The sequence below is a fragment of the Sandarakinorhabdus sp. genome (assembly GCF_040398665.1).
Taxonomy (GTDB): Bacteria; Pseudomonadota; Alphaproteobacteria; order Sphingomonadales; family Sphingomonadaceae; genus Sandarakinorhabdus.
On sequence record NZ_JBBATQ010000001.1, the window covers coordinates 512,467 to 528,986 of the forward strand.

Here is a 16,520-nt window from a genome sequence, read left to right on the forward strand (position 1 = left end):
CGCAGCAAAATTGCAAAATGGGGGGGAAAATGTTGAACATCTCTGAGCGCCAGAAGCTGGCGCTGCTGCTCGGTGCTGCGTGTTTGTGTGTGCCAGGTGCGGCGCTGGCGCAAGCAACGGCTGCAAAGGCCGAAACGGCGGCCGAAGAGCTGGTTGTCGTCGGCACGCGCATTCTGGGCGCGAAAACCACGGGCGCATTGCCGGTCACCGTGCTGGACAGCGAGCGCATCGAGGCGACGGGCAGTGTCAACGGGGATGATCTCTTCCGTTCGATCCCGCAGGCGGGCGACGTCAACTTCCAGGAATCGCGCACCACCGGCAACTTGAACGACGCGCGCGGCGACAATGCCTCGATCAACCTGCGCAGTGTCGGAACCGGCAACACGCTTGTGCTGCTCAACGGTCGCCGCATGAATGTCACACCGGGGACGCAAACCGAGAATTTCGTTCCGGTCCAAACCGTCAACACCAATGCGATCCCGCTCGGTGCCACCCGACAGGTTGAAATCCTCCGTGATGGCGCTGCGGCCATCTATGGCGCCGATGCGGTGGCCGGCGTTGTCAACTTGACGCTGGACAACCGGTACGAGGGTCTGCGGGCAGACGCGCGCTATGGCTTTGCCGACGGTACGGACGAGTTCACCTTGTCGGCGAAAGGCGGCCTGAAAACCAAATCGGGTGGCCGACTTGTCGTGTTCGGCAGCTACACGCGCCGCACCCCGTTGTTCGCCAGCGAGCGCGCCTTTTCGGCAAGTGAAGACCATCGGGCCGGGCTGGTGGGCACGCCGTGGGAGAATGACACCGCGTTCGACAACCGTTCGACCGCCTCACCGTGGGGCAGCTTCACCACCATTCCGGTCACGACCGTGCGCCAGGGTAGCACGGCGCTGACGACCAGCGGCGTGTTCAACATCCAGCCTGTCGCCAACACGGCTGCCGGCTGTTCCAGCACACCCATCAACACCAACTTGTGCGTGCGCAGTGGCACCATCACGGGCACCACCAGCCGCGTTCTGCGGTACGATGAGAACCCTGATCGCACGGCCCGCGGCGGGCTTCACAGGCTCAATTTCTTCGCCAGCTTCACGCAGGATCTGGGCGCGGTCGAGCTGTTCTCCGAACTGGGCTATTATCGCGCGCAACTGACCGGGCAGCGTGAGCAGTCGGCGCCCATTTCCAGCGCGCCCATATCCGTGCCGGCCAGCAACTATTACAACCCCTTTGGCCCGACGACCTTTGGCACGGCCGCCAATCCCAACCGTCTCGCCAATCTGACCGGCGTGCCGACCACGGGTCTGCCCTTGCGCATCACCACCTATCGCCCCGTCGATACGGGGCCACGCACGTTCACGGTGTCCGACGATTCCATTCGTTCCCTGATGGGGCTGCGCGGCCAGTTTGGCGGGTTCAAGTGGGATTCGGCGATCAGTTATTCCTGGGCGCGCACCAAGGATGAAACGCGCAACGCCATTTCCAACACGCTGTTCCAGAACGCCTTGGCGCTCTCCACGCCGGACGCCTACAACCCGTTCAATGGTGGCAACCAGACCAATTTCTCGATCGGTGACGCTACGCCCAACAGCCAGGCCACCATCCGCAGTTTCCTCGTCAACGTCGCCCGCGTCAGCGAGACGAGCCTGTTGACCGGCGACTTCCGCATCAGCAACCCACGCCTGTTCTCGTTGCCCGGTGGGAATGTCGGCATGGCGGCCGGTGTCGAATTCAGGCGCGAAACCTACAGCGACGATCGCGACAAGCGTCTTGATGGCAGCATCACCTACAGGGACAGCGTGACGGGCATCATCTATGGCACCGACGTCATGGGTGCCAGCCCGGCGCCGGACGTCTCGGCGGGCCGCAATGTCGCTTCAGCCTATCTTGAGTTGGCCGTCCCCGTGGTTTCGGAGGACATGAACATCCCGCTGGTGCGCAGCCTGGATCTGCAGTTGGCCAGCCGCGACGAATATTATTCGGATTTCGGCAATGTGCTGCGTTCGAAGGTTGCCGGAATCTGGGAAGTGTTGAAAGGCGTTTCGGTGCGTGGCGCCTGGTCGCAAAGCTTCCGCGCGCCCAACCTGGCGCAGTTCTACAGCGCGGGCACCCAGGTTTCCAACACGCGCACGGACTGGGCAGCCTGCCGGCTGAACAACACCGCTTGCACGGGACTTGGCACGTTGGAAGAGCGCGCGGGCAACCAGCGCCTGAAACCGGAATATTCGCAGAATCTGTCGGCCGGGCTCATCTTCCAGCCGGTGCGCAGCATCACCTTCACCGCCGATTACTGGCAATTGAAGAGCAATGGCGTGATCGGCCTGCAAGGTGCGCAGAACCAGATCCTGTTCGACCTGCTGTTGCGCCAGCAGGGCAGCAGCAACCCCAACGTGGTGCGCCTTGCCCCGATTGCCGGCCAGGTGGTTGGCGACCTTCAGTTCGTGAAGGATGATTACTTCAATCTCGGCCCGCGCACGTTGAGCGGTTACGATCTGATGATGAGTGTCGACCTGCCGAAAACCCCGCTGGGCCGGTTCAACATTGATCTGGCCGCGTCGCGCCTGAACAAATTGTTCCAGTCGCCATCGGATGTGCAGGCCGCGCTGCTGGCGGCCAATGCCGCCGGTCAGTTGGGCACGGGCATCAATATTCCCTTGGCAGGCGATCAGGTGCGGCTGAACGGCAACCCGCGCTGGCGTTACTCCGCCAACATCAACTGGCGGTCGGGCCCGGTCAGCGCCAACATACTGGTCAACTATGTCAGCCCGGTCTCCGATACCGGCACCGCGCTGGTCGATGGTCAATTCTGGGAAATCGCCAGCTACACCACGGTCAATGCCTTTGTTCAGTATCGGACCGCCGACAGCTGGGGTGCATTGAAGGACACGCGCTTCCGGGTGGGGGCCCGCAACCTGTTCGACCAGGCACCGCCACTGGCATCGAACAATTTCGGCTTCCTTGGTGGATTGCATGATCCGATCGGCCGCTTCATCTATCTCCAGATCGGCAAGGACTTTTAAGGCCTGACCCGATCGCGGGCACGGTCCCCTTGCTGCCCATCCGGCGGCAGCAAGGGGCGCCGCCACCGGGCCTGCACATGACGGATACGTCACGCAGCATCGTGGTCGCGCGTGGTGCCCGCGTGGAGCCGACCCGGCTGGCGCAGATCAAGGCCCGGTGGGCAGGACGGCCGCCGGTCGCCCGCCGCAGCCGCCGTCCACCAGGATGACTGACAGGAAAACCAGGATGATCCTTCGCCGCCTGCTCGCCTTGATTCTATCGCTGGTACTGGTGCTGCCGGCGCCATTGGCCGCCCAATCGCGCAGCCTGCTGGAATATCCGTCTATTCATTCGCCGACGATCGGGACCAGGGGCATGATCGTCAGCCAGAACAGCATCGCCAGCGACGTGGGAGCGAAGATCCTGCGCGACGGCGGCAACGCCGTGGATGCTGCGGTGGCGGTGGGCTTTGCCCTGGCGGTCACGTTGCCGCGCGCCGGCAATATTGGCGGCGATGGCTTCATGATCGTTTACGACGCCAAGGCCGGGCAGACACGCGTGCTTGATTTCCGTGGTGTCGCACCCTCCCGTGCCACGATCGACCAGTTTGTGGATGCGGCCGGCAAGGAGCGCGCCGAAGCCAGCTATGGCTATCTGGCACCGGCGGTGCCGGGCACGGTCGCCGGGCTTGCCGAGGCGCATCGCAAATGGGGCTTGCTGCCGTGGGCGCGGCTGGTGGCGCCGGCGGTGGCACTGGCCCGTGATGGCGTGCGGTTGAGCGCTGACGAAGCGTTCGTGTTCGATTGGGGTCGGCAGCGGCTGAGCAAGAGCAAGGCCGCGCTGGCCGCCTATTACAAGGCCGATGGCGCCGCTTATGCCAAGGACGAGCTGTTGCGGCAGCCAGACCTCGCCAACACACTGGACATCATCGCCAGAAAGGGCGCCGACGGCTTCTACAAGGGTGAGGTGGCCCGCAAATTTGCCGCCGACATGCAGGCCAACGGTGGCCTGATCACCGAGGCCGATCTTGCAGCCTATCGCCCGGTGGAGCGGGCGCCGCTGGAAGGCCTTTACCGTGGCCACAGGATCCTGACGATGCCGCCGGCCAGCGCGGGCGGTGCCACGCTTCTCAACATCCTCAATATACTCGAACATTTCGACATCAAGGCCATGGGCGCCAATTCCGCGGCCGCGCTGCATGTCATGGCCGAGGCGATGAAATTGGGGTATGTCGACCGCTACCGGGTCTTGGGCGATACGGCCTTTGTGAAGGCCCCGGTGCAGGGCTTCATTTCCAAGGACTATGCCGCCCAACGCGCCAGCATGATCGATCCGGCCCGCGCGCGGCCGATGCGCGACCTGCCGGCTGGTGATCCGACGCAGTTCGAAAGCCCGTCGACCACCCATTTCTCCGTGGCCGACAAGGATGGCAATGTGGTGTCGACCACCTACACGCTCGGCTCGGACTTCGGCTCTGGCGTGATGATTGCCGGCACGGGCGTGCTGCTGAACAACCAGATGAACAATTTCAGCCACGAAGAGGCGTGGCGGGTGCGCGCGACGGGTGAGCGGCCGCCGCTCAATGGCATGCAGCCGGGCAAGCGCATGTTGTCCACCATGATGCCGACCTTGGTCTTCAAGGACGGCAAGCCCTGGCTGGTCACTGGCACGCCGGGCGGAAGCACGATCATTACCACTGTGGTCCAGATCGTCGTGAATGTGGTCGATCACGGCCTGAACATTGCCGAAGCGACCCACCAGCCGCGCATCTTCCAGAGCGCCAGCAACAGCCTGAGGGTGGAACCCAATTTCAATCCCGATACGGTGCGGCTGCTCGAGGCCATGGGCCATCCGGTCGAACGTGACGAGACAATGGGCAGCGCCCAATCGATCATGATCGAGAAGGGCGTGTTTCTGGGCGGAACGGATCCGCGCCGGCCGGGCGCGATGGCGATCGAACCTTGAAGACGCCGCGGCGCACCGGTTAGAGCGTTTTCCGACCAAGTTGGATCGGCGTCATCGCCCTATCGGGCGACCCCTTCGGGGCGGGGCGTCTTTGGCCCAGGGCGGCGTCCCTCGTCGGTTAGGATGCAAAGGGCAACGCGCCCGCCTCGCTCCCGAAGATTCCTTGGGCCCTGAACCAAATCCGCCGCCGTGCCGGCGACCCAACTTGATCGGAAAACGCTCGAGCGCCGTCAATCGGCGGGCGATCATCGATCCAACCGCGAGCGCGCGGTCGCGAATTCAGGCTCGGGACGCCTTGATCACGGCCGCGGCCGCCGAGCATCGGCGTTGCGCCGGTATCGTCGATGGTCGGGCCCTCGGCGAGCCACGGACCCGGAAACGCGCAGCAGGACAGCGCAATTACGACCGCATGAGGTTCTATCTGGGAGTGCGTTTGGGCATCGTTGTTGTAATTCTGGTTGCCCTCGGGATTTGGAATTGTTGGACAAATGGTGTTCGGGGCAGGTGTTTCCTGGAAAAGGGCAATGGCAGGGGCTTCATGGTCCGGTCCGCGCCACAGGCATAGATGCAGCAGTTGATATTGCCCGATACAATCCGTGGCTGTTTTGGAACAGCAGGGGAAATCACGTGATCAGTTGCAGCTTGCGGCAAGAATAATGATTGATTGATCAAATCGATATGGACATCCCATGCGCTTATCGCTGTTGATCTGGCCGAGATTCAAGGCCGTTCGATGCTGTTGTTTCGGGAATTTGCAAAAGCAAATTCTCTGATAAAGACAGAAACGGCAACAGGATCGTTCAGTCACAAGACCATATATTCGGGGCAAGGATGAAATGGCAAACCCAAAAGTCAATCGGCTTCCAACCCGTCTTTCAGCTTTGTTCTTTACCGAAATTTTCTGCAATTTTGTGAACAAGGCCCGAACAAGTCTTGATATCGACAATGATGAAATTATCATAAGTTGTTTTATTGCATCTCGAAATATGAAATCTGTCTTGAACAACCGAGACGAAGCCAAAATCTATGGCTATGAAGAAAATGCCTTGCCTGAAAGTGAACGTATTGGCGTCTCCGTGAAAGACATTGTGTCGAATCTGCATATCCCTCGGGAAACAGTTCGGCGTAAATTGGTGTCTTTGGTAGAGAAGAAGATCATTATAAAAGCATCGAGCGGTTACATACTTCCGCCCCAGTTGGGTGAAGCGGATCTGACATCGGAATTGCGGGATCTTGTTGTGGGATCTTTCAATGAATTCATGGATCGTGTCGATAAAGTGAACAAAATCAGATAATTGCGGCCTGTATTGGATGTGCGGCATCTGACAGAAGCCCGGCGGCACGGGCAATGCCGCTGCACGGCCATTCCCCCCACTCGACTCGCCCACACCCCGCCCGTACAACCACCCGCATGCACAGCCACGCCCACAGCCATCCACTGGGCGGCCATGATCATCGTGGCCACGGCCATACCCACGCGCCTGTGGATTTCGGCCGCGCCTTTGCCATCGGGGTGGCGCTCAATCTGGCCTATGTCGCCATCGAGGCCACCGCCGGCCTCTGGTATGAATCCATGGCCTTGCTGGCCGATGCCGGCCACAATCTGTCGGACGTTGCGGGCCTGCTGATCGCCTGGGGCGGGCTGGCGCTGGCGCGGCGGGCGCCGTCCCCACGCTTCACCTGGGGCCTGACCCGCTCGCCCATATTGGCGGCGCTGGCCAATGCGCTGATCCTGGTGGCGGCGTGCGGCGGCATCGCGTTTGAATCCATCCACCGGTTGTTCGATCCGCTGCCGGTGTCGGGCGATGTGGTGATGATCGTCGCGGGCATCGGCATCATCGTGAACAGCGGCACGGCCTTGCTGTTCATGCGCGGCCGGAAATCAGGTCCAGGTGGGGGCGATGTGAACATCCGCGGTGCTTATCTGCACATGCTGGCCGATGCCGGCGTGTCGGCGGCGGTGGTGATCGGCGGCCTGGTGATCCGCCAGACCGGATGGAGCTTCGTCGATCCGCTGCTCGGGCTGGCGGTGGCGGCGGTGATCCTGCGCGGCACCTGGGGGTTGTTGAAGGAATCGACCGCACTGGCGCTGGATGCGGTGCCGCCGGGCATTGATCCGCAGGCGGTGCACGAATGGCTGGGCGGGCTGACCGGGGTGGCGGCGGTGCATGATCTGCATATCTGGCCGCAGGGCACGACGGGCGCGGTGCTGACGGCGCATCTGGTGATGCCGGGCGGCCATCCGGGTGACGAGGCGCTGGCCAACATCGCCCACGCGCTGCACCACCGCTTTGATATCGGCCATGCGACCTTGCAGGTGGAAACCGGCGCCGAACATTGCCGTCAGGCCGTTGCCGACGGATGCCTGCACTGATGCATCTGTGGGTGGCGAGCTTGCGCCTGGCGGCGTAAGGCACGGTCATGCGCATCATCGATCACCATATCGCCGGCCGCAGCGTCAGCCACGGCACCCGCACCAGCCCGGTGTTTGATCCCAACAACGGCACAATACAGGCCGAGGTCCGGCTGGCCGGCGCCGATCTGCTGGAGCACGCCGTGGCAGCAGCCCGCGCCGCCCAGCCAGCCTGGGCCGCGACCAACCCGCAGCGCCGCGCGCGGGTGATGTTCGCCTTCAAGGCGCTGGTCGAAGCCGAAATGGACGAACTGGCCCGCGTGCTGTCCTCCGAACATGGCAAGGTGATTGCCGATTCCAGGGGCGATATCCAGCGCGGGCTGGAGGTGATCGAATTCTGCTGCGGCATCCCGCATGTGATGAAGGGCGAATACAGCCACGGCGCCGGCCCCGGCATCGACATCACGGCGTTTCGCCAGCCCATCGGCATCGGCGCGGGCATCACCCCGTTCAATTTCCCGGCGATGATCCCGATGTGGATGGCTGGCGTCGCCATCGTCACCGGCAATGCCTTCATCCTGAAGCCATCGGAACGCGATCCCACGCTGCCGCACATGCTCGGCGATCTGTTCCGCCGCGCTGGCCTTCCCGACGGCATTTTCAGCGTGGTGAACGGCGACAAGGAAATGGTGGACGCCATCATCGCCCACCCGGATATCGCCGCGATCAGCTTTGTCGGCTCATCGGATGTCGCCGAATATATCCATGGCCAGGGCTGCGCGCGCGGCAAGCGGGTGCAGGCGATGGGCGGCGCGAAGAATCACGCCGTGGTGATGCCCGATGCCGATCTTGATGCGGTGGTGCGCGATCTGGCTGGCGCGGCGTTCGGCAGCGCCGGGGAACGCTGCATGGCACTGCCGGTGGTGGTGCCGGTGGGCGAAGACACCGCCAATGCGCTGCGCGCCAAGCTGCTGCCGGCGATCGCCAAATTGCGGCTGGGCACCAGCACCGATCCGGAAGCCGATTACGGCCCGGTGGTGACCGCGGCGCACAAGGCGAAGATCGAGAATTATATCCAGATGGGCGTTGATGAAGGCGCCGAGCTGGTCGTCGATGGCCGCGGCTTCACCTTGCAGGGCCATGAAGGCGGCTTCTTCGTCGGGCCGACGCTGTTCGATCATGTCACGCCGTCGATGCAAAGCTATCGCGAGGAGATTTTCGGACCCGTCTTGCAGATCGTGCGCGCCGCCGATTTCGAAGCCGCGCTCGCGCTGCCCAGCCAGCATCAATATGGCAATGGCGTCGCCATCTTCACCCGCAACGGCCACGCGGCGCGCGAATTCGCGGCGCGGGTGAATGTCGGCATGGTCGGGGTGAACGTGCCGATCCCGGTGCCGGTCGCCTATCACAGCTTCGGCGGCTGGAAGCGCAGCGCTTTCGGCGACATCGGCCAGCACGGCATGGAAGGCGTGCAATTCTGGACCAAGCGCAAGACGGTGACGGGCCGCTGGCCGGATGGCAGTATGGATGCCGGCAGTGCCTTTGTCATTCCGACGATGGGTTAACAAACGCCCTCCCCGCAAGGGGGAGGGAGTTGGAGTGAGATATGACCTACGAAACCCTCCTGATCGAACAGCACGGCGCCGTCACCCTCGTCCGCCTCAACCGCCCGCAGGCGCTGAATGCGCTGAACAGCCAGGTGCTGGCCGATCTGATCGCGGCGTTTGCGGCCTATGATGAAGATGCGTCGCAGCGTTGCCTGGTCATCACCGGCAGCGAAAAGGCCTTCGCCGCCGGAGCCGATATCAAGGAAATGTCCGGGCAAAGCTTCGCGCAAATGTACGGCGGCAATTTCTTCGCCGGCTATGACCATGTGACCGCCACCCGCAAGCCGTGGATCGCGGCGGTCAGCGGCTTTGCGCTCGGCGGCGGCTGTGAACTGGCAATGATGGCCGATATCATCATCGCGGGCGAAAACGCCAAGTTCGGCCAGCCCGAAATCAAGCTGGGCGTCACGCCGGGCATGGGCGGATCGCAGCGGCTGGTGCGCGCCATCGGCAAGGCCAAGGCGATGGAAATGTGCCTCACCGGCCGCATGATGGATGCGGCTGAGGCGGAACGCTCAGGCCTGGTCGCCCGCGTCGTGCCCACCGAAACCCTGCTCGATGAAGCGCTGAAGCTCGCCGCCAGCATCGCCGCCATGGCACCGCTCGCCAGCATCGCGGTGAAGGAAGAAATCGACGCGGCGTTCGAAATGAGCCTGAAAGAGGGCGTCCGCTTCGAACGCCGCCTGTTCCACGGCCTGTTCGGCAGCGCCGACCAGAAGGAAGGCATGGCGGCGTTCGTGGAAAAGCGCCCGGGGAATTTCACCGGCGCCTAAGCTCTCCCCTCCCGCTTGCGGGAGGGGCCGGGGGTGGGAGTTTCTTCAAGAGCGAGAGTGGTCCGGGCGGGCAGACCCACCCCCAGCCCCTCCCGCAAGCGGGAGGGGAGCATATGCACATCGCATTCATCGGCGTCGGCAACATGGGCGGTGGCATGGCGCTCAACCTGGTCAAGGCCGGGCATGATGTGCGCGCCTTCGATCTGTCCGCCGATGCGCTGGCGCGGGTGACGGCCGGCGGTGCCACTGCGGCCGCCAGCGCGGGCGAAGCCGCAGACGGGGCCGACGTCATCGTCACCATGCTGCCCGCCGGCACCCACGTCCGCGCCGCTTACGAAGCCACGCTGTTCGCCGCCGCGCGCGCCGATGCCGTACTGATCGATTGCTCCACCATCGACGTCGAAACCGCCCGCAGCCTCGGTGAAGCGGCGGCGGCACGCGGGCTCGCCATGGTCGATGCGCCGGTGTCGGGCGGCACCGCGGCGGCCGATGCCGGTACGCTCACCTTCATGGTCGGTGGCCCGGCGGCGGCGTTCGCGGCGGCGCAGCCGATCCTGGTGAATATGGGCAAGGCGGTCATCCACGCCGGCGGGGCGGGCATGGGGCAGGCGGCGAAGATCTGCAACAACATGATCCTGGGCGCCACCATGATCGCCACCGCCGAAGCCTTTGTTTTGGCCGAAAAACTCGGCCTGGAGGCGCAGACCTTCTTCGATATCAGCAGCAAGGCCAGCGGGCAAAGCTGGTCCATGACCAGTTACTGCCCGGTGCCCGGCCCGGTGCCGACATCGCCGGCCAACCGCGATTATGCCGGCGGATTTGCCGCCGCCCTGATGCTGAAGGATCTGAAGCTCGCCGCCCAGGCCGCCGCCACCGCCGGCGCGTCAACGCCGATGGGCGGGCAGGCGGAAAGCCTCTACCAATTGCTCGTCAACAACGGCTTCGGCAGCGACGATTTTTCCGGCATCATCCGCATGCTGCGCGGTTGACAGGGGTCGCTGCCCCGGCTTGTTTGGGGCTTCAGGGTCACATAGCGGGGGGCGAAGCATGGCCAGGCTGCCACATGTGATTGCGCGCGCAGTGCCGATGGCGCTGCTGGCTTCCAGCGCATTGGCGGCCCCGCCACCGGTCACCCTGTTCGGGCAATTGCCCACGTTGAGCACGATTGAACTGTCCCCCGATGGCACCAGATGGGCCGCGGTGATGGGCGATGAAAAATCCGCGCAGGTGCAGGTGCGCACAGTGGCCGACAACAAGATCCTGTCGGTCACCCCGGCGGAAAAGGCCAAGGTGCGCGATGTGATGTGGGTGGGCAACAACCATGTCGTCACCACCATCTCCAAGACCACGGATGTGATCGGGCTGCAGGGGCCAAAGCGCGAATGGTATCTGCTGCTGGCGCTCGATCTGACCAAGGGCAAGACTTGGAAGCCGCTGATGTCGGGCATCGACAAGACGATGAATGTCGCCGCCGGCACACCGCGCGCCGTGATCCGCGATGGGGAACCCATGCTGGTGGTGCCGGCCATCCATTTTCCGTCCCTGGACGGTGTGCTGGCGCTGGTGGAGCTGCGGCTGGATCGGGCCGTCGGCAGGGTGGCCAGGATCGGCACGCCCGATACGGTGGATTTCATCATCGGCCCCGATGGTGAGCCGGTGGCGCGCGAGGATTATGGCAGCCGCAGCGGCGAATGGCGGCTGCTGCTGAACGGCAAGGATGGGTTTCGCAAGGTCTATGGCGAAACCGCGCTGCTTGATCGGCCCAATGTCTACAGCTTTGGCCGCGATGCCTGCACGCTGCTGATGTCCAGCCGCAAGAGCGGCGAATGGGAGGATTATGAGATCAAGGTGGCCGATGGCAGCGTGTCCGGCCCCACCGACGCCTATGATGGCGACAATGTGCTCACCGATCGCCGCACGAAAACCGTGATCGGCACCATCGATGTGAAGCTGGACCGCACCGATTACAACTTCTTCAACCCGGACGACCAGAAACTGTGGCGCGGGATCATCAAGGCCTTCCCCGGCGAACAGGTGCGGCTGGAAAGCTGGAGCGACGACCGCAAGACGATCATTCTGGACGTGCAGGGCGAGAAGAATGGCGTCGCGCTGTTCAGGGTCGATCGCGCCAAGGGCGCGGTGGAATATATGGCCGATCGCTACGAAGGCATCGGCCCCGAACTGCTCGGCCCGGTGACCACCTACCGCTACAAGGCCGCCGATGGCCTGGAAATTCCGGCCTATCTCACCCTGCCGCGCGGGCGGCCGGCGAAGAATCTGCCGCTGGTGGTGTTTGCCCATGGCGGCCCGGCTGCCCGTGATTATCCCGGCTTCGATTGGTGGGCGCAAGGCCTGGCCAGCCGCGGCTATGCCGTGCTGCAGCCACAGTTCCGCGGCTCGACCGGTTTCGGCCAGGCGCACCGCGATGCCGGCAATGGCCAATGGGGCCGCAAGATGCAGACCGATCTGTCCGATGGCGTGCGCGATCTGGTTGCCAAGGGCGTTGCCGATCCAAAGCGCGTCTGCATCGTCGGCGCGTCCTATGGCGGCTATGCAGCGATGGCCGGGGTGACGCTTGATCCCGGCGTCTATCGCTGCGCTTCGGCGGTGGCTGGCGTGTCCGATCTGCGCGCCATGCTGCGGCAGGAAGTGCGCGACACCGGCGACGACCGCAACGGCACGCTGCGTTTCTGGCAGCGCTTCATGGGTGCGAAGGGCGTGGATGACACCAGCATCGATGCCTGGTCGCCGGCCACGCTGGCCAGCCGCGTGACCGTGCCGCTGCAATTGATCCATGGGCGTGACGATACGGTGGTGCCCATCGCGCAGAGCAAGCTGATGCTCGATGCGATGAAAAAGGCCGGCAAGCCGGTGGAGTGGCTGGAACTGGCCGGAGAAGACCATTTTCTGTCCCGCCCGGCCACCCGCATCGCCATGCTGGAGGCGCAGGTGGCGTTCCTGGAAAAGCACAATCCGCCCGATCCGGCGCCGTGACCGCCAACCAACGGCGGGCGGCCTGCGGCCTGTCCTACACGCACCGATGCTGGCATGATGGTGACATCCCTGGCTGTTGACGCCGGCATTTTTTCCTTAACGCAGCAATTTCAAGGCTGAATCCCGCCCGATTCGTCCAAACGGTCAAAACTGGACAGCGGTTGCTGCAATCCTGATGCTCTTTCTCACCGACAGAGTCATGCCGCCAGCCGGCGTGTGTGGCATGCGGCGCCCGCGCTGTGGCGTTTTGCTGACGCCCGCGCTATGCCCCGCGCCACCATGATCGCGCCACTGACCTTCGCTCTCCCCAAGGGCCGCATCCTGAAAGAGGCGCTGCCCTTGCTCGCCCGCATCGGCATCGTGCCCGAAGCCGATTTTCATGACGAGAACAGCCGCAAGCTGACCTTTGCCACCAGCCGCGCCGATGTGCAGGTGATCCGGGTGCGCAGTTTTGACGTGGCGACCTTCGTGGCGTTCGGCGCAGCGCAATTGGGCATTGCCGGCAATGATGTGCTGATGGAGTTCGATTTTTCGGAGATTTACGCGCCGGTCGATCTTGGCATCGGCCATTGCCGGCTGTCGGTGGCGCAACCGGCCGATCTCGATCCCGATCTGTCGCGGCTCAGCCATGTGCGGGTGGCGACCAAATATCCCGGCCTGACGCGACGGCATTTTGCAGCGCGCGGTATCCAGGCCGAGGTGATCAAGCTGAATGGTGCGATGGAGCTGGCGCCATTGGTCGGCCTGTCGAGCCGTATCGTCGATCTGGTCTCCACCGGCAAGACGCTGGCCGAAAACGGATTGAAGGAAGTGGAAGTGATTGCCCAGGTCACCAGCCGGCTGATCGCCAACCGCGCCGCCTTCAAGACCGATCCGCGCATCGTGCCGATCATCGATGCCATGCGCGGCCTCACCGAGAATGCAGATGCCGCAGCGGCTTGAGGCGCACGCGCCCGGCTTTGCGGCAGCATTCGCCGCGCTGGTCGATGCCAAGCGCGACGATGCCGGCGATGTCTCCAATGTGGTCGCCGGCATCGTCGCCGATGTGCGCAGCCGTGGCGATGCGGCGGTGGCGGAACTGACCGCGAAGTTCGATCGGGTTGATCTGGATGCGGCCGGTTGGGAGTTTGCGCCGGCCGATCTCGATGCCGCGTTGGCCGGGCTGGCACCGGACCTGCGCACCGCGCTCGATCTGGCGGCGACGCGCATCCGCGATTTCCACGAACGCCAGAAACCGCAGGGCAATGATGCGGTGGACGCGGCCGGGGTGCGGACGGGGGTGCGCTGGACGCCGGTGGATGCCGCCGGGCTGTATGTGCCGGGCGGGCGCGCGGCCTATCCGTCATCGGTGTTGATGAACGCCATTCCCGCCGTGGTGGCGGGCGTGCGCGATCTGGTGATGGTGACGCCGACCCCCGATGGCGTGATCAACCCGCTGGTGCTGGCCGCCGCGCGTGTCGCCGGGGTCAGCCGTGTTTTCCGCATCGGCGGCGCGCAGGCAATTGCGGCGCTTGCCCATGGCACTGCGCATATTCCCCATGTTGATGTGATCACCGGGCCGGGCAATGCCTTTGTCGCCGAGGCGAAGCGCCAGCTTTATGGCGTTGTCGGCATCGATATGGTGGCTGGGCCATCGGAAGTGGTGATCGTGTCTGACGGCAAATCCAACCCCGACTGGATTGCCGCCGATCTTCTGGCCCAGGCCGAACATGATCCGGTGGCGCAATCGATCCTGATCACCACCAGTGCGGCGGAAGCCGATGCAGTCGAACAGGCGGTGGCGCGGCAGCTCGAAACCCTGCCCACCGCAGCGGTGGCGGGTGCGTCGTGGGGGGATTATGGCGCGATCATCGTCGTGGATGCATTGGCCGATGCGCTGCCGTTGTTGGATGCGCTGGCGCCGGAGCATGCGGAATTGATGGTGGATGATCCCGATTGGCTGTTTGCGCGGATGCGGCATGCCGGATCGGTGTTCCTGGGCCGGCACACGCCGGAAGCGGCGGGCGATTATCTCGCCGGGCCCAACCATGTGCTGCCCACCGGGCGGCGCGCGCGCTTTGCGTCGGGCCTCAGCGTGGCGGATTTCATGAAACGGACGACCTTCCTCGATTGCGGCCCGCGCGGCCTGGCCGCGATCGGCCCGGCCGGGGCGGCGATTGCCGACGTGGAAGGGCTGGCGGCGCATGCAGCGTCGATCCGGCTGCGATTGGAGAGACCATGACACCCAAGACCCTGCGCACGATCCGCCAGATTCACCTTTATATCGCGGTGTTTTTCGCCCCGGCGATCCTGTTCTTCGCGATCTCGGGCGGGTTGCAGTCGTTCCGCCTGCAACAGGCGAGTGGGTGGGACGGCGCCGAACCGCCGCAATGGATGGCAACGATGGGCAGTGTGCACATCGATCAGCGCCTGCCGGAGGCCGAGCCGGAGAAGAAGCCCGAAGCCGCCAAGCCGAAGCCGCCAGTGGACCCGGCCAAGCTGGCGGAGCGCAAGGCCAAGGCGGCCAAGGCCTTGCCGATGAAGATCTTCACCGCGGCGCTGGCGATGGCGCTGGCGCTTTCGACCTTGCTGGGCGCGGCCATTGCGATCGGCACGAAATCGACGCGGCGGATTTCGCTGCTGATGCTGGCGGCGGGTGCGCTGGTGCCGATCCTGCTGCTGGCTTAATCGGTATAGACCGCCCGCTCGAACGCCGACAGCGTGGCAAGCGCGGCGGGATCGCCGAACGGCATGAACTGCATCATCAGCACGCCGGCGATATCGCGGGCGGGATCGAACCAGTAATAGCTGTTGGCGATGCCAGCCCAGGCGCAGGAACCGGCGGTGCGGCCGTCGCGCGTGGTTTCGGGGTTGATCAGGAAGCCCAGGCCCCACTTGGCGGTCATCTCGGGGAACCATTCCATCGTGCTCGACATGCCGGGAACGGTGGTTTCCAGCACGCCGGCCCGCAAATCGCCGATCTGGTTGCGGGTCATGTCCGCAACGGTTTCGGGCTGCAGGATCTGCTCGCCATCCAGGCTGCCGCCGTTCAGCAGCATCCGCACGAACCGCATGTAATCGCGCGCCGTGCTGGTCAGGCCGCCGCCGCCCGAATCATATTCACCGCCGCCATTGAAGCTGATCGGCAACGGCATCAGGCCGCCATCGGGGGTGCGGACGTGCAGTGGCACCAGCCGATCCCCCACGGCCTGCGGCGCGAAAAAGCCGGTTTCGGCCATGCCGAGCGGGCCGGTGATATGGTCGTTGAACCACGACGCCAGGGATTGCCCCGATGCCGCCTCCACTGCCAGCCCCACCCAATCGGTGCTGGTGCCGTACAGCCAGGCCTCACCGGGATCGGCGAGCAACGGCGTGACCAGCGCGGCGCGGCTGAACGGCGCGGCCGGCACCGCAGCGCGGTAACGGACGAGTTCGGCAGCCATGAATTCATAGCCCAGGCCAGAGGTGTGGGTGAGCAGGTGGCGCAGCGTGACGGCCTGTTTGGGTGCCCGGTACTGCGGGGTGCCATCATCGGCAAAGCCGGTCAGCACCTGTACCTCCGCCAGATCAGGCAGCAACGCCCCCAGCGGGGCATCAAGCGCCAGCTTGCCGCGCTCGACCAGTTGCATTGCTGCGACCGAGGTTATGGCCTTGGTCATCGAGGCAATCTGGAATTGCGCATCGACCGGCATCGCCGTGCCGCCGGGGGATTTCTGCCCGATCGCGGCCTCGGCAACAATGCCGGCGCGATTGCCGACCATGGCCACGGCGCCGGGAATATTGCCGGCGGCGAGCGCGGCCTCGAGTGCAGTGATGATGCGGTCGCGCATATGGCCTCCCTGTTATGCGGACAGCTTA

The 16,520-nt window shown here is 64.3% G+C and carries 12 protein-coding genes; 11 read left to right on the forward strand and 1 reads right to left on the reverse strand.

Translation table 11 applies throughout. The annotated features are described in order from the left end of the window. The first annotated feature begins 29 nt into the window (after positions 1-29). The 11 genes from ABWP22_RS02440 to ABWP22_RS02490 all read left to right on the forward strand — a co-directional run bounded on the left by ABWP22_RS02440 (position 30) and on the right by ABWP22_RS02490 (position 15,350). Positions 30-3,011: a TonB-dependent receptor domain-containing protein gene (locus tag ABWP22_RS02440; RefSeq protein WP_353198332.1), complete on the forward strand. Its 2,982-nt coding sequence runs from the start codon at positions 30-32 to the stop codon at positions 3,009-3,011. A 226-nt stretch (positions 3,012-3,237) separates the two neighbouring features. Next, on the forward strand, positions 3,238-4,956 hold the full coding sequence (ggt, locus tag ABWP22_RS02445; RefSeq protein ID WP_353198333.1) for a gamma-glutamyltransferase: 1,719 nt from the start codon (positions 3,238-3,240) through the stop codon (positions 4,954-4,956). 836 nt (positions 4,957-5,792) lie between these two features. Further along, the gene (locus ABWP22_RS02450) at positions 5,793-6,251 is read left to right on the forward strand and encodes a DeoR family transcriptional regulator (RefSeq protein WP_353198334.1); all 459 of its coding nucleotides are present in this window, start codon (positions 5,793-5,795) and stop codon (positions 6,249-6,251) included. Between the two features lie 116 nt (positions 6,252-6,367). After that, on the forward strand, positions 6,368-7,330 hold the full coding sequence (locus ABWP22_RS02455) for a cation diffusion facilitator family transporter (protein ID WP_353198335.1): 963 nt from the start codon (positions 6,368-6,370) through the stop codon (positions 7,328-7,330). Between the two features lie 47 nt (positions 7,331-7,377). Further along, a complete protein-coding gene (locus ABWP22_RS02460) occupies positions 7,378-8,874 on the forward strand; it encodes a CoA-acylating methylmalonate-semialdehyde dehydrogenase (RefSeq protein WP_353198336.1) in 1,497 nt (498 codons plus the stop codon). A gap of 41 nt (positions 8,875-8,915) precedes the next feature. After that, positions 8,916-9,689, forward strand: coding sequence for an enoyl-CoA hydratase (locus ABWP22_RS02465; RefSeq protein ID WP_353198337.1), 774 nt, complete (start codon positions 8,916-8,918; stop codon positions 9,687-9,689). Between the two features lie 113 nt (positions 9,690-9,802). Continuing rightward, entirely contained in the window at positions 9,803-10,678 is an 876-nt protein-coding gene (gene mmsB / locus ABWP22_RS02470; RefSeq protein ID WP_353198338.1) for a 3-hydroxyisobutyrate dehydrogenase, read from the forward strand. A 58-nt stretch (positions 10,679-10,736) separates the two neighbouring features. Beyond that, on the forward strand, positions 10,737-12,683 hold the full coding sequence (locus ABWP22_RS02475) for an alpha/beta hydrolase family protein (RefSeq protein WP_353198339.1): 1,947 nt from the start codon (positions 10,737-10,739) through the stop codon (positions 12,681-12,683). Positions 12,684-12,962: 279 nt separating this feature from the next. Next, entirely contained in the window at positions 12,963-13,625 is a 663-nt protein-coding gene (gene hisG / locus ABWP22_RS02480; protein WP_353198340.1) for an ATP phosphoribosyltransferase, read from the forward strand. Then, positions 13,609-14,904 (forward strand): histidinol dehydrogenase, encoded by a 1,296-nt coding sequence (gene hisD / locus ABWP22_RS02485; RefSeq protein WP_353198423.1) that lies wholly within the window; start codon positions 13,609-13,611, stop codon positions 14,902-14,904. The genes hisG and hisD overlap by 17 nt, the downstream gene beginning before the upstream one ends. After that, positions 14,901-15,350, forward strand: coding sequence for a hypothetical protein (locus ABWP22_RS02490; RefSeq protein WP_353198341.1), 450 nt, complete (start codon positions 14,901-14,903; stop codon positions 15,348-15,350). Before hisD ends, ABWP22_RS02490 begins: the two co-directional genes overlap by 4 nt. Here ABWP22_RS02490 and ABWP22_RS02495 read toward each other — a convergent pair. Further along, positions 15,347-16,492, reverse strand: coding sequence for a serine hydrolase domain-containing protein (locus tag ABWP22_RS02495; RefSeq protein WP_353198342.1), 1,146 nt, complete (start codon positions 16,490-16,492; stop codon positions 15,347-15,349). The two genes, ABWP22_RS02490 and ABWP22_RS02495, sit on opposite strands and share 4 nt — an antisense overlap. Between the last annotated feature and the right edge of the window lie 28 nt (positions 16,493-16,520).